At 31.8% G+C, this 20,070-nt stretch carries 24 protein-coding genes; 19 read left to right on the forward strand and 5 right to left on the reverse strand.

Going from position 1 to position 20,070, the window contains the following annotated elements; translation table 11 throughout:
* Position 1 precedes the first annotated feature (1 nt).
* A complete protein-coding gene (locus tag IEW41_RS00215) occupies positions 2-286 on the forward strand; it encodes a DUF2752 domain-containing protein (RefSeq protein WP_188604326.1) in 285 nt (94 codons plus the stop codon).
* A 12-nt stretch (positions 287-298) separates the two neighbouring features.
* A complete protein-coding gene (locus IEW41_RS00220) occupies positions 299-622 on the forward strand; it encodes a CCC motif membrane protein (protein WP_188604327.1) in 324 nt (107 codons plus the stop codon).
* A 72-nt stretch (positions 623-694) separates the two neighbouring features.
* On the opposite strand, the gene IEW41_RS00225 is transcribed toward IEW41_RS00220, so the two are convergent.
* Positions 695-1,138 (reverse strand): DUF5362 family protein, encoded by a 444-nt coding sequence (locus IEW41_RS00225; protein WP_188604328.1) that lies wholly within the window; start codon positions 1,136-1,138, stop codon positions 695-697.
* 3 nt (positions 1,139-1,141) lie between these two features.
* Positions 1,142-2,386 (reverse strand): ornithine--oxo-acid transaminase, encoded by a 1,245-nt coding sequence (gene rocD, locus IEW41_RS00230; protein WP_188604329.1) that lies wholly within the window; start codon positions 2,384-2,386, stop codon positions 1,142-1,144.
* A gap of 166 nt (positions 2,387-2,552) precedes the next feature.
* Here rocD and rlmD point away from each other — a divergent pair, with 166 nt between their 5' ends.
* From rlmD to IEW41_RS00255, 5 genes are all read left to right on the forward strand, one after another.
* The gene (gene rlmD / locus IEW41_RS00235) at positions 2,553-3,962 is read left to right on the forward strand and encodes a 23S rRNA (uracil(1939)-C(5))-methyltransferase RlmD (protein ID WP_188604330.1); all 1,410 of its coding nucleotides are present in this window, start codon (positions 2,553-2,555) and stop codon (positions 3,960-3,962) included.
* A gap of 18 nt (positions 3,963-3,980) precedes the next feature.
* Positions 3,981-4,499 (forward strand): DUF6452 family protein, encoded by a 519-nt coding sequence (locus tag IEW41_RS00240; protein ID WP_188604331.1) that lies wholly within the window; start codon positions 3,981-3,983, stop codon positions 4,497-4,499.
* Entirely contained in the window at positions 4,465-5,205 is a 741-nt protein-coding gene (locus tag IEW41_RS00245) for a DUF6048 family protein (RefSeq protein ID WP_188604332.1), read from the forward strand. Before IEW41_RS00240 ends, IEW41_RS00245 begins: the two co-directional genes overlap by 35 nt.
* 70 nt (positions 5,206-5,275) lie before the next feature.
* Entirely contained in the window at positions 5,276-5,800 is a 525-nt protein-coding gene (locus IEW41_RS00250) for a DinB family protein (RefSeq protein ID WP_188604333.1), read from the forward strand.
* 4 nt (positions 5,801-5,804) lie between these two features.
* A complete protein-coding gene (locus tag IEW41_RS00255) occupies positions 5,805-6,308 on the forward strand; it encodes a hypothetical protein (RefSeq protein ID WP_188604334.1) in 504 nt (167 codons plus the stop codon).
* 44 nt (positions 6,309-6,352) lie between these two features.
* Here the strand turns inward: IEW41_RS00255 and IEW41_RS00260 are convergent, their stop codons facing one another.
* A complete protein-coding gene (locus IEW41_RS00260) occupies positions 6,353-7,510 on the reverse strand; it encodes a THUMP domain-containing class I SAM-dependent RNA methyltransferase (protein WP_188604335.1) in 1,158 nt (385 codons plus the stop codon).
* Positions 7,511-7,568: 58 nt separating this feature from the next.
* Between IEW41_RS00260 and IEW41_RS00265 the strand changes: the two genes are divergently transcribed.
* From IEW41_RS00265 to chrA, 5 genes are all read left to right on the forward strand, one after another.
* Positions 7,569-8,300 (forward strand): class I SAM-dependent methyltransferase, encoded by a 732-nt coding sequence (locus tag IEW41_RS00265; protein WP_188604336.1) that lies wholly within the window; start codon positions 7,569-7,571, stop codon positions 8,298-8,300.
* Positions 8,301-8,323: 23 nt separating this feature from the next.
* A complete protein-coding gene (locus tag IEW41_RS00270; RefSeq protein ID WP_188604337.1) occupies positions 8,324-8,998 on the forward strand; it encodes a ZIP family metal transporter in 675 nt (224 codons plus the stop codon).
* 3 nt (positions 8,999-9,001) lie between these two features.
* Positions 9,002-9,430, forward strand: a complete 429-nt coding sequence (locus tag IEW41_RS00275; protein ID WP_188604338.1) for a DUF4268 domain-containing protein — start codon at positions 9,002-9,004, stop codon at positions 9,428-9,430.
* Between the two features lie 71 nt (positions 9,431-9,501).
* Positions 9,502-10,317, forward strand: coding sequence for an amidohydrolase family protein (locus IEW41_RS00280; protein ID WP_188604339.1), 816 nt, complete (start codon positions 9,502-9,504; stop codon positions 10,315-10,317).
* A gap of 15 nt (positions 10,318-10,332) precedes the next feature.
* Complete coding sequence (gene chrA / locus IEW41_RS00285) at positions 10,333-11,454, forward strand: chromate efflux transporter (RefSeq protein ID WP_188604340.1); 1,122 nt, start codon at positions 10,333-10,335, stop codon at positions 11,452-11,454.
* On the opposite strand, the gene trhA is transcribed toward chrA, so the two are convergent.
* Positions 11,455-12,081, reverse strand: coding sequence for a PAQR family membrane homeostasis protein TrhA (gene trhA / locus IEW41_RS00290; RefSeq protein ID WP_188604341.1), 627 nt, complete (start codon positions 12,079-12,081; stop codon positions 11,455-11,457).
* A gap of 1 nt (position 12,082) precedes the next feature.
* Positions 12,083-12,763 carry a DUF4294 domain-containing protein gene (locus tag IEW41_RS00295; RefSeq protein WP_188604342.1) on the reverse strand — a complete coding sequence of 227 codons (681 nt, stop codon included), beginning with the start codon at positions 12,761-12,763 and terminating at the stop codon, positions 12,083-12,085.
* A gap of 113 nt (positions 12,764-12,876) precedes the next feature.
* On the opposite strand from IEW41_RS00295, the gene IEW41_RS00300 reads away from it, so the two are divergent.
* From IEW41_RS00300 to IEW41_RS00330, 7 genes are all read left to right on the forward strand, one after another.
* Entirely contained in the window at positions 12,877-13,965 is a 1,089-nt protein-coding gene (locus IEW41_RS00300) for a M42 family metallopeptidase (RefSeq protein ID WP_188604343.1), read from the forward strand.
* Between the two features lie 63 nt (positions 13,966-14,028).
* A complete protein-coding gene (locus IEW41_RS00305) occupies positions 14,029-15,195 on the forward strand; it encodes an aminotransferase class V-fold PLP-dependent enzyme (protein ID WP_188604344.1) in 1,167 nt (388 codons plus the stop codon).
* 1 nt (position 15,196) lies between these two features.
* Positions 15,197-15,745, forward strand: a complete 549-nt coding sequence (locus tag IEW41_RS00310; protein WP_188604345.1) for an NUDIX hydrolase — start codon at positions 15,197-15,199, stop codon at positions 15,743-15,745.
* Between the two features lie 3 nt (positions 15,746-15,748).
* Complete coding sequence (locus tag IEW41_RS00315; protein ID WP_188604346.1) at positions 15,749-16,423, forward strand: PrsW family intramembrane metalloprotease; 675 nt, start codon at positions 15,749-15,751, stop codon at positions 16,421-16,423.
* Between the two features lie 36 nt (positions 16,424-16,459).
* Positions 16,460-16,945: an acyl-CoA carboxylase biotin carboxyl carrier protein subunit gene (locus IEW41_RS00320; RefSeq protein ID WP_188604347.1), complete on the forward strand. Its 486-nt coding sequence runs from the start codon at positions 16,460-16,462 to the stop codon at positions 16,943-16,945.
* Position 16,946: 1 nt separating this feature from the next.
* On the forward strand, positions 16,947-18,389 hold the full coding sequence (gene accC / locus IEW41_RS00325) for an acetyl-CoA carboxylase biotin carboxylase subunit (protein ID WP_188604348.1): 1,443 nt from the start codon (positions 16,947-16,949) through the stop codon (positions 18,387-18,389).
* Positions 18,390-18,458: 69 nt separating this feature from the next.
* Positions 18,459-20,000 carry an acyl-CoA carboxylase subunit beta gene (locus IEW41_RS00330; protein ID WP_188604349.1) on the forward strand — a complete coding sequence of 514 codons (1,542 nt, stop codon included), beginning with the start codon at positions 18,459-18,461 and terminating at the stop codon, positions 19,998-20,000.
* Positions 20,001-20,070: the final 70 nt, after the last annotated feature.

Here is a 20,070-nt window from a genome sequence, read left to right on the forward strand (position 1 = left end):
TATGTCTTCACTAGAAGATTACATGTTACCTTGTTTAAATAAAAAACTATTTGGTATAGATTGTTTAGGCTGTGGTTTACAAAGAGCAATAGTGTTGGTCTTTCAAGGTGAATTTAGTGCAGCTTTTAAAATGTATCCTGCTGTATTCACAATTTTATTATTAGCTTTTTTTATTATCTTTAATCTATTCTATAAATTTAAACATGATTCAAAAATTAAAATATTCTTACTCATTTTAAATGCTGTAATCATTGTTGCTAGTTACTTATATAAAATAACCAATTAAAAAATCAACCAGATGGAAAAACAACAATTACCAAATTCAACCTTAATTTTAGTTTTCGGAATTATATCAATAGTGACCTGCTGTTGTTATGGTATAATAGGACTAATCTTTGGTATTATCGCCTTAGTTTTAGCTAGTAAAGCAACAAAATTATATGCAGCAAATCCAGATTTGTATTCAGATTACAATAATGTAAAAATCGGTAAAATTCTAGCCATTATTGGATTAGTATTAAACGCTATATATTTATTATACATCGTTTGGATATTCTCAACTATTGGGTATGAAGGTATTCAAGAAATGCAACAAGAAATGATGCGTAATATGGGACAATAACCCTTAATTAAAGTATATTAAAAAAGGCTGACGTAACTGTCAGCCTTTTTAGTTTTATGTTTTGATATAAATTTATAACGCAGCTGAAAATAAAGCTATTATAAACATAAGCGCATATAAACTTATAATTACAATTGTAAAAATACCAATAAATTTATAGTGATATTTTAAGTTATCGAATGCAGAAGATAAATCGTCATTATTTTTTAAACTTAAAGCTCTTTTCATTTTTCTTGAAAAATTAAATAGGTATAATACTGGAAAAAAGTAAATTAATCCAATAAAGACATATATAAGTCCAAAATAACCCATACTAATTCCCATTTCTTCATAAGGATTATTAGGCATACTACCCAAAATAGTTCCAAACAATGCTCCGAAAATCACCATAAACCCAATACCTATAAAGCCTATAATAGAAAGAAAATAACTCCAAGTTGATATTTCTTTTAGACTATCTACAATTTTATTGGAAAAATTTAATTCAAAAGTCTCAAAAACTGATTTTTCTTCCATAAACTATTTCTCAAATTGCTTTAAGGTTTTTATTATAATACTAATACAATCTAGCAACTCATCTTTTGTCATTACTAAAGGTGGTGCAAAACGAATAATATTACCATGTGTTGGCTTTGCTAATAAACCATTATCTCTTAACGCCAAACAAATGTTCCATGCAGTATCGCTATCTTCAGTATCATTTATAACTATAGCATTAAGTAAACCTTTACCTCTTACCAAACTAGCTATTGAACTAGTATTTATGTACTTCTGTAATTCGCCTCTAAACAATTGCCCTAAAGTTTCGGCATTTTCAGCAAGCCTTTCATCACTAACAACTTCTAAAGCGGCCATAGCAACTGCAGCAGCTACTGGATTACCTCCAAAAGTACTACCATGATTTCCAGGCTGAATTACTTTCATAATATTGTCATTTGCTAATACAGCGCTTACAGGATAAGCTCCACCACTTAATGCTTTTCCAAGAATTAAAATATCTGGTTTAACGTTTTCGTGATCAACAGCTAATAGTTTCCCTGTTCTGGCAATACCAGTTTGCACTTCATCTGCAATAAACAACACATTATACTTTTCACATAATGCTTTTGCTTTTGACAAATACCCTTCACTAGGCACATAAACTCCAGCTTCTCCTTGAATAGGTTCTACTAAAAATCCTGCAACGTTAGGGTTGTTTTTTAAAGCCGTTTCTAATTCATCTAAATTGTCGTAGTCTATCTTAATAAATCCATCTGTAAATGGGCCAAAATGTTTACGAGCTACAGGATCATTTGAAAAAGAAATAATAGTTGTTGTACGTCCATGAAAGTTGTTTTTGCAAACTATAATTTCGGCTTCTTTATTTTCTATTCCTTTTACTTCGTAAGCCCATTTTCTACAAATTTTCAAAGCAGTTTCAACTGCTTCTGCACCTGTATTCATTGGTAACAACTTATCAAATCCAAAATACTCACAAGCAAATTTCTCATATTTGCCAAGCATATCGTTATGAAAAGCCCTAGATGTTAATGCTAAGGTTTTTGATTGTTCTATCAAGGCATTTACAATTTTTGGATGACAATGTCCTTGATTTACTGCTGAGTAAGCTGATAAAAAATCATAATATTTTTTACCCTCTACATCCCAAACATACACACCTTCTCCTCTACTTAGTACTACTGGTAATGGATGGTAATTATGTGCACCATACTTGTTTTCTAAATCTATCGCTTGTTGCGATGTTAATTGGTCTAAAACAGCCATTTTAATCTTGTTTAAATTAATAAAATAACCATTCCTTATCTACCTTTATTCTTTCGAAGAGTCCGAAAAAGCAGCGTGGGAAAGAAATCATCCCTAAAGGCTGCAAATTAGTAAATCTTAATTTATTTTTTAGACTTTTTACTGCCAATTATTCTATTTTTGCGCCATGGGAAGAAAAACTATTAAGCAAGTCTTTGAGAAAATTGAAGTGATTGATGCAGGAGCAAAAGGTAAAACTATTGCTAAAGCACCTGATGGTAGAGTGATTTTTTTATCTAACGCTGTTCCTGGAGACATTGTAGACGTGCAAACTCTAAAAAAACGAAAAGCCTATTTTGAAGGTAAAGCCATTGCGTTTCATAAATATTCTGAAAAACGTACTGAGCCTAAATGCCAACATTTTGGTACTTGTGGTGGTTGCAAATGGCAAGACATGGACTACAAATACCAATTAGAATACAAGCAAAATGAAGTTGTAAACAACTTAAAACGTATTGGACATTTACAATTACCAGAAGTTACACCTATTATGGGTTCTGCCGAACAGTATTTTTACAGAAACAAAATGGAGTTCTCATTTAGTGATAGTAGGTGGTTAACGTTAGAAGAAATTCAATCTGATAGAGATTTAGGAGATAAAAATGCTTTAGGTTTTCATATTCCAGGAATGTGGGACAAAATTTTGGATGTAAAAAAATGTTGGCTTCAAGAAGATCCATCAAATGATATAAGAAATGCAGTTAAAAAATTCGCTATCGATAATAATCTTGAATTTTTTAATACACGTAATCAAACAGGTTTTTTAAGAACAATGATGGTTCGTACCTCTTCAACTGGAGATATCATGATAATGATTCAGTTTTTTAAAGAAGATAAAGCTAATCGTGAATTATTATTAGATTTTCTTGCTGAAAGTTTTCCGCAAATAACCTCTTTACAATATGTTATTAATGGAAAAGCGAACGATACTATTTACGATCAAGACGTTATTTGCTACAAAGGCCAAGATCATATTTTTGAAGATATGGAAGGTTTGAAATTTAAAATTAATGCCAAATCTTTTTATCAAACCAATTCTCAACAAGCTTACGAACTTTACAAAGTAACTCGTGATTTTGCAGATTTAAAAGGCGATGAGCTAGTTTACGATTTATATACAGGAACAGGAACCATTGCACAGTTTGTAGCCAAGCAAGCAAAACGTGTTATTGGCGTAGAAGCTGTACCAGATGCTATTATAGCTGCAAAAGAAAATGCACAATTAAATGGTATTACAAACGTTGAGTTTTATGTTGGTGATATGAAAAACGTTTTTAATGACGAATTTATAAAACAACATGGTCATCCAGACGTTATTATAACCGATCCACCTCGTGATGGTATGCATAAAGATGTTGTGCAACAAATATTAAATATTGCTCCAAATAAAGTGGTTTATGTAAGTTGTAATAGTGCAACACAAGCTAGAGATTTAGAGCTAATGGATGCCATGTATAAAGTAACAAAAGTTCAGCCAGTAGATATGTTTCCACAAACACATCATGTTGAAAATGTTGTACTTTTGGAGAAACGATAAATAGATATACGTTTACAAATGATAAAAAAAATAAGCTTACTTTTAATAGTACTCATTACAATAACACTAAGCTGTGAGCGTGATGATATTTGTGCTGAAGCTACAGCAACAACTCCGCATTTAATTATTCGTTTTCATGATGCCAGCAATATTACTGCTACAAAAACTGTACGTAGTTTATCAGTAATTGGTGAAGGAAATTCTACTAATATAGTTTTTAACACAGTTACAGATTCAATTGTTCTTCCTCTACGATTTCAAAATGAAGGTGAAATTACTACAACTCGTTTTGAATTAAAAAAAGATACAGATTATGATACAGATACAGATGTAAACACGAATTCAAATACTGATATTATAGAAGTAGTTTATACACCACAATTTATATATGTATCAAGAGCTTGTGGCTATAAAAGCATTTTTAACGACGCTTCTTTAGATATAGAATCTGATACAAACAATTGGATAATTAACAGAGATATTTTAAATACTAGAATAGACAATGAAAACGCAGCACACATTATTTTATATCATTAACCTTTTAATGATAATAATGTTGCCGCAAACATTATTATCACAACAAGACACAACTACCAAAACAGATACTATTATTTCAAAAGAAAAGTATGGTTTACGATTGGGTGGAGATGTTAGTAAATTAGTTCGTTCTTTTGCTGATAAAGACTACAAAGGCTTTGAAGTTAATGCTGATTATAGGTTAACAAAAAAAGTATACTTAGCTGGAGAGTTAGGTACAGAAGAGCGAAATCTTAAAAATGATTATTTAAACACTACAACAACAGGAAGCTATTTTAAAGCTGGTGTAGATATTAATCTATACAAAAACTGGCTAGACATGGAAAACATGATTTATAGTGGTTTTAGAGTTGGTGTAAGCTCGTTTAGTCAAACCTTAAACAATTATACTGTTTATAATTCTGACCAATATTGGCAAGAACAATTTTCATCAGACATCTCACAAGAATACAAAGGTTTATCAGCAATTTGGGCTGAATTAATTGTGGGTATTAAGGCAGAAGTCCTAAACAATTTATATGTTGGTGTTAATGCACAACTTAAAGGAATGATTACTCAAGATCAACCTACAAACTTCGAAAATTTATATGTTCCAGGATTTAACAGAACTTATGATAGTGGTCGTTTTGGTGTTGGCTTTGGGTACAATATCTCGTATTTAATTCCTATTTATAAGAAAGATAAAAAAACGACTGTTAAAGAGTAAACACTTCATTTTTCTTATTAGCTAAATCGCTAAAATATTCATATCTTTTGCATAGTAATTAAACAGTACTATGGACAAACAATCTATTGCAGATATTTTAGAAGAAAAAAATCAAAATCTTCTTACTTGGTTAGAGAAACAAGATCCAGAAAAATGGCAAAAAGGCCCAGAAGGCAAATGGACAACTGGTCAGCAAGCACTGCATTTATTGCAAAGTATAAAACCATTAAATGACGCCTTGAGTATGCCAAAATTTTTGCTTCGTTATAAATTTGGCAAAGCCAATCGTGAGGTTCGTGATTATGAAACGGTTGTACAGCGATACCAAGATAGATTAAAAGAAGCTCAAGGACGCACTTTTAGAGGATCTCAGAACATGAAAGTGCCAAACTTAAAAGAAAAAGAATATATTTTAACAAGGCTTCAAGTTGAAAACAAAAAGTTACAGTACAAAACAAAAAAGATGTCTGATAAAAATTTAGATACGCTTATTTTGCCACATCCATTAATGGGTAAAATGCCTGTTAGAGAAATTATTATGTGGACTGCATATCACATAGAACATCATACAAAAACACTACAAGAGAAATATTAATTTGATGAAATATTGTCTTGTAATTTTATCTTTATTTATACATTCTTATCTGTTTTCTCAAGATATTGAAGAAAAAAATACTAAACTTGATTTTGCGTTTTCACCAGGTATTATCTTGCAACATCAATTTTTTAGTGATGTAAATGTTATTGTTGGTAAAGTTACAGTTGATAATGGTAAAATTCCAATTGTTGGTATCTCAGGAGTTAGATTGGGTTTTGAGTCTAACTTTAGAGACGGAAAAGGTTTTATTATTGCTCCAAAAATCGGATATGAAATTTCAGCAACAATTTTTACTATAAGGTTATCTGCCGCAAATTACTTTAATAATAGCAAATCTGAATTTAGAATTATTCCTGAGTTAGGTATTAGTGTATTAGGTTTTGCAAATCTTACTTATGGTTATGGTATTCCAATTAATAAAAGTGATATTTATAAATTAAGTCATCATAGAGTGTCTTTAACCATCAATTTAAATAAAAAATTATCACGTGAAGTATTTCAATAGTAGATTATTAGTAACGTAAGTAAATTGAAGAAATCTTTTTGCCTTTAGTTCATATATTTCCCTTTTTTGCTTCCTTCGTACATAACGTATTTAACTAAACGTGCTTCTAATTTCGCATTTACCAAATGTATTTTACGAGAAGGTCGTAAACCAACATGCTTTAATGCATCAAGGTTAGAGGTAATAAACCAAGCATCTGTACCTGGATAATTCTGCTTTAAAGTATCTCCAATATTTTTGTAAAAACTTTCCATTTCTATATCTAATCGCTCTCCATAAGGCGGATTAAATACCATATGCAATTTCTCGTCACCTGCTTTTTGAGTTTTAAAGAAATCTTCATGTCGCACTTCAATAAAATCTTCTAATTGAGCATTTTTAATATTCTCTTTAGCTTTTGCAACAGCACTTGGCGATTTATCATAACCAATTATTTTATGATGAAAATCTCTGGTTTTTGTTAATAGCGATTCTTCAATCTTTTCAAACAAATCAACATCCCAATCTTGCCAACGCTCAAAAGCAAATTCTTTACGCATTAAGTTTGGCGGAATATTACAAGCTATCATTGCTGCTTCTGCCAAAATAGTTCCACTACCACACATTGGATCCATAAAATCGGTTTGTCCATCCCAACCAGAAAGCATTACTAGTCCTGCTGCTAAGACCTCGTTTATTGGTGCAATATTAGTAGCTGTTTTATAACCACGTTTATGTAACGAATCTCCAGATGTATCTAACGAGATATTACACATATTTCTATCAATATGTACATTAACTTTTATATCTGGAAATTTTAAATCTACGTTCGGTCGCTCACCTGTTGTATCTCTAAACTTATCTACAATAGCATCTTTTGTTTTCTGAGCTATATATAGAGAGTGTGTAAATAAATGTGAATGCACAGTAGCATCAACAGCCAATGTCCCTGTAGGCTTAAGGTATTGCTCCCAAGACATGTTATACAAGTTATCGTATAAATCTTGCTCGTTTTTTACTTTAAATGAATGAATAGGTTTTAGAATTTTAATAGCAGTACGTAAAGCTAAATTACACTTATACATAAAGCCTTTATCACCAACAAAACTAACATTACGCACTCCTACTTTAACATCTCGTGCACCAAGTTGAGTTAATTCTTTTGCTAATAGTTCTTCAAAGCCAAATAAGGTTTTGGCAACCATACTAAAATTATTATCCATTATTCATCTAATATAGATTACAAAAATAAAGTATTTTTGCAGTCAGACGAATTAATCGATGACAAAAGAAAAAACACAATGGTACGCTTCATGGTTTGATACACCTTACTACCATATTTTATATAAAGACAGAGATCACGAAGAGGCACACCAATTTATGGATAATTTAACCAATTATCTTAATCTTCCTGAAGATGGCAAAGTTTTAGATTTAGCTTGTGGTAAAGGTCGTCATTCGGTGTATCTCAACTCATTAGGTTATAATGTAACTGGAGTAGACTTATCAGAAAATAGTATAGAATATGCTAAACAATTTGAAAACGACACACTTTGTTTTGAGGTTCATGATATGTGCAAACCTTATAATGAAAAGTTTGATGCTGTTTTTAATTTATTTACCAGTTTTGGATATTTTGATAAAGATGAAGATAATTTAAATACTATTAAAGCTATAAAAGAAGATTTAAACGAGTTTGGTTTTGGTGTTATTGACTTTATGAATACCGATTTTATTATTGAAAATTTAGTTGCTGAAGATGTAAAAACTGTTGAAGGAATTGATTTTCATCAAAAACGTTATGTAAAAGATGGTTATATAATTAAAGATATTTCTTTTACTGCTGATGGCGAAGATTATAACTTTCAAGAACGTGTTAAAGCTTTAACATTGAAAGACTTTGAAGCACTTTTTGAAAAAGCTGGTGTGTTTTTATTAGATGTTTTTGGTGATTACAAATTGAGAAAATATTATAAAACAACTTCAGAACGTTTAGTAATGATTTTTAAATAACCAATATTTGGTATTTTAGCAGTATGAACAAATACTTATTTCCTATATATGCTGTAGCAATCGGTGTAATGCTTGTGGTAATTTTTAAGCAAAAAAAATCGAGTTACACAAAAATATTATTATCCTTCAGTGGTGCTTTTTTATTGGCATTAACGCTTTTTGATTTGCTTCCAGAAGTTTATGAACATCTTGAAGGTAAGCAAACAGGCTTATTTATAATGAGTGGTATATTAATTCAGATTATTTTGGAGTTTTTTTCTAAAGGAGCTGAACATGGTCATGTACATATTCATAAACACGAAACAGCCTTTCCTTGGTTACTTTTTATAAGTCTATGTATTCATAGTTTTTTAGAAGGATTCCCTATTCATCAGCATAACGATATGGTATATGGTGTGCTGATTCATAAAATTCCTATTGCAGCGTTATTAACAATGTATTTACTGCAATCCCATTTTACCAAAACTCAAATTATAGGCTTTTTAGTTGTTTTTGCTTCAATGACACCTCTAGGCACAGTAATTTCAAATAATGTGGAATTAGTTTCTGGTTACGTATATTATATCAATGCCATTGTTATTGGTATTTTCTTCCATATTTCTACAATTATTTTATTTGAAAGTAGTGAAGGCCATAAGTTTAATTTATCAAAATTAGTGTCGATTTTGTTAGGTGTTGGTATTGCATATTTAATATAATTCATGTTCTCAAAAGAAGAAAGCAGAAAATTACGTGAAGACTTTTGGATAAGTTATGGAAAATCATTTCCCAGAAAATGGATTTTATACGACACAAAAATTAAGGGTTTTTCATTTAAATTTCATTTCGATACAAAGACAGCTTTAGTATCTCTCGATTTAGAAGACGATTTAGAAAATCGAATTAACTATTGGGAAAAACTACAATCACTAAAATCTATTTTAAAAGACGAGTTTCTTCCAGACGCAATTTTTGAAGAAGAATATATACTAGACAATGGCAAGGAAATTTCCAGAATTTATGTCACTTTAGACCAAAAAGTATCTATTCACAATAAAAACACATGGAGAGATGTAATGGAGTTTTTTAATGAAAAAATGAATCTTTTTGAAGCCTTTTTTGAAGAATATAAAGACTTTTTAGAAGTTTAATTCTTTCACTCTTTCTACTACACCAAGAATTCATTAGCTTTATAAACCTAAAAATAAATTAAACTATTACTATGATTATTGACGTTCACACACACATAAATAACTACCATGAAGACAGAGTTGTTTCATTAGAAGAATGCTTAAATAAACTTACTGACACTATGGTGGAAAATAAGGTTGATTATTCTTTAGTGCTATCTTCATATAAGGTAAATGAGCATCGACCAAGTACTAAGCAGGTAGTTGAAGCTATTAGCGGACGTGATAATTTAGGCGTGGTTGCTGGTATAAGCTACTTAAACTACAATCATAGAGATTTAAAAGAAATTAGTGAATACCTTGAAAGTGGTCTTATTAAAGGACTCAAATTTTATCCTGGTTACGAGCCTTTTTACCCAAATGATATTCGGCTAAAAGTTGTGTATGATATGGCTGTTGAGTATGATGTGCCTGTGATGTTTCATTCTGGTGACACCTACGCTCCTACTGGTAAAGTGAAATTTTCTCACCCTTTACATATTGATGATTTAGCTGTTGATTATCCAGATTTAAAAATTGTGATTTGCCATGTTGGTAATCCATGGATAAAAGATTGTATGGAAGTGGTTTACAAAAACAAGAATGTACATGCAGATATTTCTGGATTGGTATTAGGCGATTTTTCAGATAAGTTTGAACGTTACATGAAAACAGAAATCGAAGAAATGATTACCTACGCTGGAGACCCAAAATACTTACTTTACGGAACAGATTGGCCTATTTCTAATATGAAATCGTACTTAAAATTTATGGATCAGTTAGAACTGCCAGACGAAAAGAAAGAGTTAATACTTTGGAAAAATGCCGCAGAGTTATTTAAAATTGATGTGAGTAAGTTCAAAAAGTAATTCAAGTATTTTAAAATGTCCCAAAATAAAGATCTAAAAGAAATTGCATTATTGTTTTTAAAACTAGGAAGTATAGCATTTGGTGGTCCTGCTGCCCATATTGCAATGATGGAAGATGAAGTGGTTACTAAACGAAAATGGATGACCAAAGAACATTTTCTAGATCTCGTTGGCGCAACCAATTTAATTCCTGGGCCAAACTCTACAGAAATGACCATGCATTGTGGTCACGAACGTGCTGGATGGAAAGGTCTGTTTATTGCTGGTATTTGTTTTATTTTTCCAGCAGTAGTGATAACATCTTTTTTAGCTTGGCTTTACCAGCAATATGGACAATTACCAAGCGTTGAACCTTTTATTTATGGAATAAAGCCTGCTGTAATTGCTATCATTATTATGGCAGTTTATAGACTTGGACAAAAAGCCATAAAAACTACTGAGCTTGCCATTTTAGGTATTATAACTGTTGTGGCTTGCTTATTTGGACTGAATGAAATACTTGCACTTTTTGGTTGTGGATTGTTAGGTTTAGCTCTATTCTTTTTCAAAAAAAGAACTTCAAATTTATATAGTATTATTCCTTTATTTGTTTATCAAACTTCTGAGCATTTTACAATTAGTAACTTAAAAATATTTTTAACCTTTTTAAAAGTTGGAGCTATTTTATATGGTAGTGGTTATGTACTATTTGCTTTTTTAGATGCTGAACTTGTAGCAAATGGCTGGTTATCAAGACAATCATTAATAGATGCTGTTGCAATTGGGCAAATGACACCAGGACCAGTATTGAGTACAGCAACCTTTATTGGTTGGCAAATAAATGGCTTTTCTGGAGCGCTAATAGCAACAATTGGAATTTTTCTTCCATCGTTCCTTTTCGTATTACTATTAAACCCTTTGATTCCAAAAATGAGGAAATCAAAACCTATAGGTGCTTTTTTAGATGCAGTTAATGTTGCTGCTATTGCATTAATAATTGTGGTTTGTATAGAAATGAGTAAAAGCACACTTACCGATTGGCGAACCATAGTCATAGCCATTGTAAGCTTAATTGTAGTATTTGTATATAAAAAGCTAAATAGTGCTTTTATTGTAATTGGTGGTGCATTGTTAGGTTATGCTTTGAGTTTGGTGTAATTAAATCACATACCCAAAAATCATAAAGAAGTGGCAAATAGCGCCTCCAAGTACAAATAGATGCCAAATTACATGGTTATAAGGAATTTTATGAATAGCATAAAATACAATACCTACAGTATAAAATAAGCCACCAGAAAAAAGCAGCAATAGTCCGTTTGTATCCATTCGGTCAGCAAGAGTAGAAAAATCAAACACAATAAGCCAACCCATTACTAAATACAAAAGTGTTGAAAACACTTCAAAACGACCTGTAAAAAACAGTTTTAAAATCACGCCAAAAGCAGCAATTCCCCAAACGGTCCAAAACAATAACCATCCTAAACTATCTGGTAATGTTATAAGTAATACTGGTGTGTAAGTACCTGCTATAAGTAGATAAATACTAATATGGTCTACAATTCTAAAATAATGCTTTCGCTTTTCACCTTTTACTGCATGATAAAACGTTGATGCAGCAAAAAGCACAATTATTGAAATACCATAAACAATAACGCTAAACAAACTCCACTCAATTGTATTTTGAGTAAATACAACTAATAACACTAATCCAGCAATACCTAATAAAGCACCAATACCATGACTCCAAGCGTTTAGTTGTTCTTCAAAATGACTTTGTATTCTCATATTAATTTTTGCTATAATATAAATCAGCCCATTTTTCTTTTATCTTAAGAAAATCAATAGGAAATGCAGGTTCTTGAGGCACAAGTTGTCCTGATCTAAAAGCCTTTTGTAAGATATCTTCAATATAAAAATCTTCACTCACTGTTTCAGGGTCAAACTCCTTTTTTAGAGAGATATCAAAAAGTCGAGCTGTATTATTAAACCAAAAGGCTCGCCAACCGCTTCGTAACTCTTTAATTAGTTCAAAAGTTGTTTTACCTGTCTGTCTGTGTATTAATTTTACTAAAATCTGACCTTCTGTTCTAGTCAGCTTTTTGAGTTCAGCGGAAAATTCATCTTCAATATATCGCTGAATAATTTTAGCATACGCCTTTTTATCACTCTTCTTTTCTAATGTTGCTAAACGTTCGTTTAAAGCGACTAAACGTTCAGCAGCAAGTTTAGCATAAGGATATACTTTATGTGTTTTACGCTTTAAAATTAAGTAACGAATTCTAGCATCTTTATCATAAGGTTTACCTTTTCCATTTAGCACAATTTCTCTTAACTGAATTACAGGAACTGCAATAGTGTCACCATCTATCACATGATATTCTACAGCAGTAGAGTCCTGGATAATTGGCTCAATTTGACCAATGATCAGAAAAGGAAAAAATAAAAAAATGTAAGTTATAAACTTCATACAGTAATGTGACTCTAAAATCGTTCCAAAATCTAGTGTAAAATTAAGAATTTACACATTCATTAACCTTAAAATAGTATTAATATTGTTATTTTAGTGCAAAATTTTTATACATGGCAAAGACAAGCATTTTAAACAAAAAATCATTAGACTTTTTAAAAAAATATTTAAACAATGCATCACCAACAGGTTATGAATGGGATGGCCAAAAAATATGGATGGACTATTTAAAACCATATGTTGATGAGTTTATAACAGACACCTACGGAACAGCAGTTGGTGTTATTAATCCAAAAGCAAAATATAAAGTCGTTATTGAAGGTCATGCTGACGAAATCTCATGGTATGTAAATTATATTTCAGACAATGGGTTGATTTATGTAATTAGAAATGGAGGAAGTGACCACATGATAGCTCCAAGTAAAATTGTAAATATTCACACCAAAAAAGGTATTGTAAAAGGTGTATTTGGATGGCCAGCAATTCATACAAGAGATAAAGCAAAAGAAGAAACACCAAAAATAGAGAATATTACTATAGATGTTGGTGCTAAAGATAAAGCTGAAGTTGAAAAAATGGGAGTTCATGTAGGATGCGTTATCACCTACCCTGACGAGTTTCATATACTTAATAAAGACAAATTTGTATGTCGCGCTTTAGATAACAGAATGGGAGGATTTATGATTGCTGAAGTAGCACGACTACTCCATGAAAACAAGAAAAAACTACCTTTCGGACTCTATATTACAAATTCAGTACAAGAAGAAATTGGTTTACGTGGTGCAGAAATGATTACTCAAACCATTAAACCGAATGTTGCTATAGTAACAGATGTTACTCACGATACAACAACACCAATGATAGACCGCAAAAAAGAAGGTCATTTAGAGCTTGGTTTAGGTCCAGTTGTTGCCTATGCTCCTGCTGTGCAACAAAAATTACGCGATTTAATTACTGATACTGCAGAAAAAAACAAAATTCCTTTTCAGCGCTCTGCCTTATCAAGAGCAACTGGAACAGATACTGATGCCTTTGCATATAGTAATGGTGGTGTTGCTAGTGCATTAATATCGTTACCTTTACGTTATATGCATACTACAGTAGAAATGGTACATCGTGATGATGTTGAAAATGTAATAAAACTAATTTATGAATCGCTATTAAATATTAAAGATGGCGAAACATTTAGTTACTTTAAATAGTATTCATAAGATTCCTGCTTTTGCAGGAATCTCATTTATTAAACCTTCTTAATAGCAAAAAATATGAGTTTACAACATCAAAAGCATTTGTTTGATATTCCAGAAGAGATTACGTATTTAAACATCGCTGCGCAATCGCCTTCATTTAAAGCAATCTATGAAGCTGGACTAGAAGGGTTAAAACAAAAAAACAGACCATACTCTATCACTATATCTGATTATTTTGAACCTGTTACAGAACTAAAAAAACTATTTGCTGAACTTGTAGATGTTGATGACTATAACAGAATAGCTACAATTCCTGCCGTATCTTATGGTATAGCTACAGTTGCAAACAATATAAAGTTAAATGCTGGTGATGAGATTATAGTAATTCACGAGCAATTTCCAAGTAATATCTATGCTTGGCAAAAGTTAGCTGACAAGTATAATGCTGTCATAAAAACCATTAAAGCACCAAATACAGATGTTAATCGCGTAAAACAATGGAATGAGTCAATTATTGATGCTATTTCAGACAAAACTGCTGTAGTTGCAATGGGTAATATTCATTGGTCTAATGGTAGTTTATTCGATTTAAAAACCATTAGACAAAAAACAAAAACTCATAATGCGTTACTAATTATAGACGGAAGTCAGTCTGTAGGTGTATTGCCATTTTCAGTAAAAGAAATACAACCAGATGCACTTATTTGTGCAGGATATAAATGGCTTTTTGGACCTTATGGTTGTGCTTATGCTTATTACGGAGCTTATTTCGACAATGGAGTGCCAATTGAAGAAAACTGGTCTAACCGTTTAAATAGCGAAAACTTTTCAGGACTAACAAATTATGAGTCTCAATACAAACCTTTAGCAAATCGATATTCGGTTGGTGAGAGTGGTAATTTTATTTATGTACGAATGCAAATTGCTGCCTTAAAACAGGTTATTGAATGGTCACCAAAAAAAATACAAGAGTATTGCAAAAGTATTTCTGCTGATGCTGTAAAAGACTTAAGAGCTTTGGGTTGCATTATTGAAGATGATAATTATAGAAGTCATCATCTTTTCGGAATTAAACTACCAGACGATTTAGATGTAAATATTTTAAAATCTGCATTAGCCGAACAACATATTTTTGTGTCATTTAGAGGTAATTACATCCGAATTTCTTGTCATTTATTTAATACCTCAGAAGATTTCAAAAAATTAGTTGCTTGTATGTCTTCGATTCTACAAAAAACCTAATATGGAAGAGTACATTGATATTGTTACCAAAGAAGGCGTACCAACTGGCAAATCTGCTTTAAAATCAGAAATACATACTAAAGGTCACTACCATAATACTGCTCATATATGGTTTTATACTTCAAAAGGTGAAATTTTATTAGCGCAACGTGCAGCATCAAAATCTATTTGCCCTTTGCTTTGGGATGTGTCTGTTGCTGGTCATATAGATTCAGGTGAAACCACAGAACAAGCATCAATAAGAGAGGTTAAAGAAGAAATAGGATTGGATATTACTGCAACCGATTTACAAAAAATTGGCGTTTTTCAATGTTTTCAAAAATATCCTAATGGTATTATTGATAATGAATTTCATCATACGTTTATTGCAAAATTAAGTGTAGACTTAAATTCACTAACTCCGCAAATAGGTGAAGTTGACGATTTAAAGCTAGTAAGTATTGAAGATTTTAATCTTCTATTAGAAAATAGTGACACCAACAACCATTTTGTATCGAGTAATAAATCGTATTATGAGATTGTAATACAATCTATTAAAAAACAATTATAATCAATGGATTTAATTCTTTATGCCATAGCTCCAGTATTAACAATTATCTTTTACATTTTTATAAAAGATAAATACGAGAAAGAGCCAACTAGATTATTAATATCAAACTTTTTACTTGGTGCCATTGTCAGTATTATAATCACAACTATACTTTATGTAATTATAAATATACCACTACCTTTAAATAATCATACAAGTATTTTTGAGCAATTTATCAAAGCCTTTTTTGTAGTTGGTTTAACAGAAGAGTTCAGCAAATATATTATTGTAAGATATTATGCTCAGCCAAATGAAGAATTTAATGAACCATTTGATGGCATTGTGTATTCTGTAATGGTATCGATGGGTTTTGCGGCTACAGAAAATATATTTTATGTATTAGAAGGTGGTGTTGAAACTGCAATTATGCGAGCATTTACAGCAGTACCAGCACATGCAACTTTTGCTATACTTATGGGTTACTATATGGGAAAAGCCAAATTTTCAAATAATAGAATAATCCTAAATTTAACTGGTCTTTTTCTTGCTGCTTTATTTCATGGCGCATACGATTTCTTTTTATTCATTGATTTTATTCCAGGTATTTGGGTTGGTGCATTTGTATCATTACTTATCGGAATTATTTTGTCAAGAAAAGCAATTAAAAAACATCAAAACAATTCTATTTTCAAAGCTTAATTTCAAATAATTATCTTTGCAACTTAATAACAAATTATGTCAAAAACATTCAAAGTTAAAGTCAATAACACATTCGAATTTGATATTGATTCCCATCAGGCTTCAAACTTAGATACTGTAAAAGTATCTAAATCAAAATCACATGTTTTACAACAAAACAAAACCTTTCATACTGAAATTATTAATAGTGATTTCAACCATAAAAACTATACTGTTAAAGTGAATAACAATAGCTATACTGTAGCTATACATGATGCTTTAGACGAATTAATTAAGGCAATGGGATTTGAAGTTGGAGCCACAAAAAAGGTGAACGACATTAAAGCTCCAATGCCAGGCTTAATTTTAGATATAAACGTAAAAGTTGGTCAAGAAGTTAAAGAGAACGATGCTCTTTTAATTTTAGAGGCTATGAAAATGGAAAACGTATTAACCTCACCTAGAGATGGTATAATTAAATCTATTTCAGTAAATAAGGGTAATGCAGTTGAGAAAAATCAACTATTAATAGTATTTGAATAAAATGAAGAAATTACTAGTAGCAAACAGAGGAGAGATCGCTATTCGCGTGATGCGAACTGCTAAAAAAATGGGTATAAAAACGGTTGCTGTATATTCAACTGCCGACCGAAATGCACCACACGTTAAATATGCTGATGAAGCTGTTTTAATTGGTGAAGCGCCTTCTAATAAATCATACTTATTAGGTAACAAAATTATAGATGTTGCAAAAAGCTTAAATGTAGATGCTATACATCCTGGATATGGGTTTTTATCTGAAAATGCAGATTTTGCAGAGGCTTGCGAAAAAAATAATATCACGTTTATAGGACCAAAGTCTAAAGCTATAAAAATTATGGGATCTAAGCTGGCAGCAAAAGACGCTGTAAAAGCTTATAATATCCCTATGGTTCCTGGTACTGAAGATGCTATTACAGATATAAGTGACGCTAAAAAAATAGCCAAAGAGATTGGGTTCCCTATATTAATAAAAGCATCAGCAGGTGGTGGTGGAAAGGGTATGCGTATTGTTGAAAAAGAAGCCGATTTCGAATCGCAAATGGACAGAGCAATTAGTGAAGCCGTTAATGCTTTTGGAGATGGCTCTGTATTTATCGAGAAATATGTAACCTCACCAAGGCATATTGAAATACAGGTAATGGCAGACTCACATGGTAATGTTGTTCATCTTTTTGAACGCGAATGTAGTATTCAACGTCGTCATCAAAAAGTGGTTGAAGAAGCTCCTTCAAGTGTATTAACTCCAGAACTTCGTTCAAAAATGGGTGAAGCTGCTATTAAAGTTGCCAAATCTTGTGATTATTTAGGTGCTGGAACGGTTGAGTTTTTATTAGATGATGCTCATAATTTCTATTTTCTAGAAATGAATACTCGCTTACAAGTTGAGCATCCTGTAACCGAATTGATTACAGGAACCGATTTAGTAGAATTACAAATTCGTGTGGCTCGAGGTGAAGTGTTACCAATACAGCAAGACGACTTAAAAATAAATGGACACGCTTTAGAACTTCGTGTATATGCCGAAGACCCTTTAAATGATTTCTTACCAAGTGTTGGAAATCTTGAGGTTTACAAATTACCTGTAGGTGAAAATATTAGAGTTGATAATGGTTTTGAACAAGGAATGGATGTACCAATTTATTATGATCCAATGCTTTCAAAATTGATTACCTATGGAAAAACTCGTGATGAAGCTATACAATTAATGTTAAAAGCCATACAAGACTATCAAGTTGAAGGTATTCAAACCACATTACCATTTGGTACTTTTGTTTGTGAGCACGATGCGTTTCAATCAGGACATTTTGATACGCATTTTGTAAAAACATATTACTCACCAGAAGCCTTAAAAAGTAAGCAGGAAGAAGAAGCTAAAATAGCAGCATTAATTGCTGTAAAACAATATATTGAAGACCAAAAACTTTTACGTTTACCTCTAAAATAGTATGCAATAAAAGTAATCTGTTTTATATCAAACAAATCAACAAAAAACGAATAAAAGAAGTACAGTAAAATGGAATCCAAAATAAAAAATCTTAACGAAAAACTAGCCCAAGCCTATCTTGGTGGTGGACAAGCTAGAATTGATAAACAACATAAAAACAAAAAACTTACTGCCAGAGAACGCGTTATGTATTTATTAGACGAAGGTTCTTTTGAAGAAATTGGCGCTTTAGTAACACATCGTACTAAAGATTTCGGTATGGCAGACCAGCAGTTTTATGGTGATGGTGTTGTAACTGGTTATGGAACCGTTAACGGACGATTAATTTATGTCTTCGCGCAAGATTTTACAGTATTTGGAGGTTCTTTATCTGAAACACATGCAGAGAAAATTTGTAAAATTATGGACTTGGCTGTAAAAGTTGGAGCTCCAGTTATTGGTTTAAACGATTCAGGAGGTGCAAGAATACAAGAAGGTGTACGCTCGCTTGGTGGTTATGCCGATATTTTTTATCGCAATGTGCAAGCATCTGGAGTTATTCCTCAAATATCTGCAATAATGGGACCATGTGCTGGAGGTGCAGTATATTCGCCTGCAATGACCGATTTTACAATTATGGTTGAAGATACTAGCTATATGTTTGTAACTGGACCTAACGTTGTAAAAACAGTCACCAATGAAGAAGTAACATCTGAAGAATTAGGTGGAGCAAGTACACATTCAACAAAGTCTGGAGTAGCACATAAAACATCTTCTAATGATGTGGAATGTCTTGAGGATATTAAAAAACTACTAAGTTATCTGCCTCAAAATAATACTGAGACTCCTGCTCTACTACCATTTGATTTACAAGATGAAGTAAGAGATAGCTTATCAGATATTATTCCAGACAATGCCAATAAGCCTTATGATATGCATGATGTTATTGGTGGTATTATAGATGAGGATTCTTTTTATGAAATACATAAAGATTATGCAGAAAACATTCTCGTTGGCTTCGCTCGACTTGGTGGACGAAGTATTGGTATCGTTGCCAACCAACCAATGTTTTTAGCTGGTGTACTAGATGTTAACAGCTCTAAAAAAGCAGCTCGTTTTGTGCGTTTTTGCGATGCTTTTAATATTCCTTTATTGGTATTGGAAGATGTACCAGGCTTTTTACCAGGAACAGACCAAGAATGGAATGGTATAATTGTTCATGGTGCAAAATTATTATATGCTTTTAGTGAGGCAACAGTACCTAGAGTGACTGTAATTACACGCAAGGCTTATGGTGGCGCTTATGATGTTATGAACTCTAAACACATTGGTGCTGATATGAATTTTGCTTGGCCAAGTGCCGAAATCGCAGTTATGGGAGCAAAAGGCGCTGCCGAAATTATATTCAAAAATGAAATTAAATCCGCCAAAGACCAAGACGCTAAATGGAAAGAAAAAGAAGCAGAATATGCCGAATTATTTGCAAATCCATATAGTGCAGCAGAGCGTGGTTTTATTGATGAAGTGATTCTACCAAAAGACACCAGACGAAAACTTATTAAAGCTTTCTCAATGCTAGAACACAAAGAGGTTACAAAACCTAAACGTAAACATGGCAATATTCCTTTGTAAATAGATTTAGATAATGTAAAATAGTTTAATTCTTATTATTTGTATCTTTATAGTACTAACTAATAATTTA

Origin of the sequence: Aquaticitalea lipolytica, from assembly GCF_014641635.1 — a bacterium.
GTDB lineage: Bacteria > Bacteroidota > Bacteroidia > Flavobacteriales > Flavobacteriaceae > Aquaticitalea > Aquaticitalea lipolytica.

Bases quoted from the DNA above. Each gene is read 5' to 3' on its own strand.
- accC (WP_188604348.1), top strand. From the start codon at position 16,947: ATGAAGAAATTACTAGTAGCAAACAGAGGAGAGATCGCTATTCGCGTG.
- IEW41_RS00295 (WP_188604342.1), bottom strand. From the start codon at position 12,763: ATGAAGTTTATAACTTACATTTTTTTATTTTTTCCTTTTCTGATCATT.
- IEW41_RS00250 (WP_188604333.1), top strand. From the start codon at position 5,276: ATGGACAAACAATCTATTGCAGATATTTTAGAAGAAAAAAATCAAAAT.
- IEW41_RS00315 (WP_188604346.1), top strand. From the start codon at position 15,749: ATGGATTTAATTCTTTATGCCATAGCTCCAGTATTAACAATTATCTTT.
- IEW41_RS00265 (WP_188604336.1), top strand. From the start codon at position 7,569: ATGACAAAAGAAAAAACACAATGGTACGCTTCATGGTTTGATACACCT.
- IEW41_RS00320 (WP_188604347.1), top strand. From the start codon at position 16,460: ATGTCAAAAACATTCAAAGTTAAAGTCAATAACACATTCGAATTTGAT.
- rlmD (WP_188604330.1), top strand. From the start codon at position 2,553: ATGGGAAGAAAAACTATTAAGCAAGTCTTTGAGAAAATTGAAGTGATT.
- IEW41_RS00220 (WP_188604327.1), top strand. From the start codon at position 299: ATGGAAAAACAACAATTACCAAATTCAACCTTAATTTTAGTTTTCGGA.
- IEW41_RS00240 (WP_188604331.1), top strand. From the start codon at position 3,981: ATGATAAAAAAAATAAGCTTACTTTTAATAGTACTCATTACAATAACA.
- IEW41_RS00300 (WP_188604343.1), top strand. From the start codon at position 12,877: ATGGCAAAGACAAGCATTTTAAACAAAAAATCATTAGACTTTTTAAAA.
- IEW41_RS00305 (WP_188604344.1), top strand. From the start codon at position 14,029: ATGAGTTTACAACATCAAAAGCATTTGTTTGATATTCCAGAAGAGATT.
- IEW41_RS00280 (WP_188604339.1), top strand. From the start codon at position 9,502: ATGATTATTGACGTTCACACACACATAAATAACTACCATGAAGACAGA.
- rocD (WP_188604329.1), bottom strand. From the start codon at position 2,386: ATGGCTGTTTTAGACCAATTAACATCGCAACAAGCGATAGATTTAGAA.
- chrA (WP_188604340.1), top strand. From the start codon at position 10,333: ATGTCCCAAAATAAAGATCTAAAAGAAATTGCATTATTGTTTTTAAAA.
- IEW41_RS00225 (WP_188604328.1), bottom strand. From the start codon at position 1,138: ATGGAAGAAAAATCAGTTTTTGAGACTTTTGAATTAAATTTTTCCAAT.
- IEW41_RS00245 (WP_188604332.1), top strand. From the start codon at position 4,465: ATGAAAACGCAGCACACATTATTTTATATCATTAACCTTTTAATGATA.
- IEW41_RS00310 (WP_188604345.1), top strand. From the start codon at position 15,197: ATGGAAGAGTACATTGATATTGTTACCAAAGAAGGCGTACCAACTGGC.
- trhA (WP_188604341.1), bottom strand. From the start codon at position 12,081: ATGAGAATACAAAGTCATTTTGAAGAACAACTAAACGCTTGGAGTCAT.
- IEW41_RS00330 (WP_188604349.1), top strand. From the start codon at position 18,459: ATGGAATCCAAAATAAAAAATCTTAACGAAAAACTAGCCCAAGCCTAT.
- IEW41_RS00255 (WP_188604334.1), top strand. From the start codon at position 5,805: ATGAAATATTGTCTTGTAATTTTATCTTTATTTATACATTCTTATCTG.
- IEW41_RS00215 (WP_188604326.1), top strand. From the start codon at position 2: ATGTCTTCACTAGAAGATTACATGTTACCTTGTTTAAATAAAAAACTA.
- IEW41_RS00275 (WP_188604338.1), top strand. From the start codon at position 9,002: ATGTTCTCAAAAGAAGAAAGCAGAAAATTACGTGAAGACTTTTGGATA.
- IEW41_RS00260 (WP_188604335.1), bottom strand. From the start codon at position 7,510: ATGGATAATAATTTTAGTATGGTTGCCAAAACCTTATTTGGCTTTGAA.
- IEW41_RS00270 (WP_188604337.1), top strand. From the start codon at position 8,324: ATGAACAAATACTTATTTCCTATATATGCTGTAGCAATCGGTGTAATG.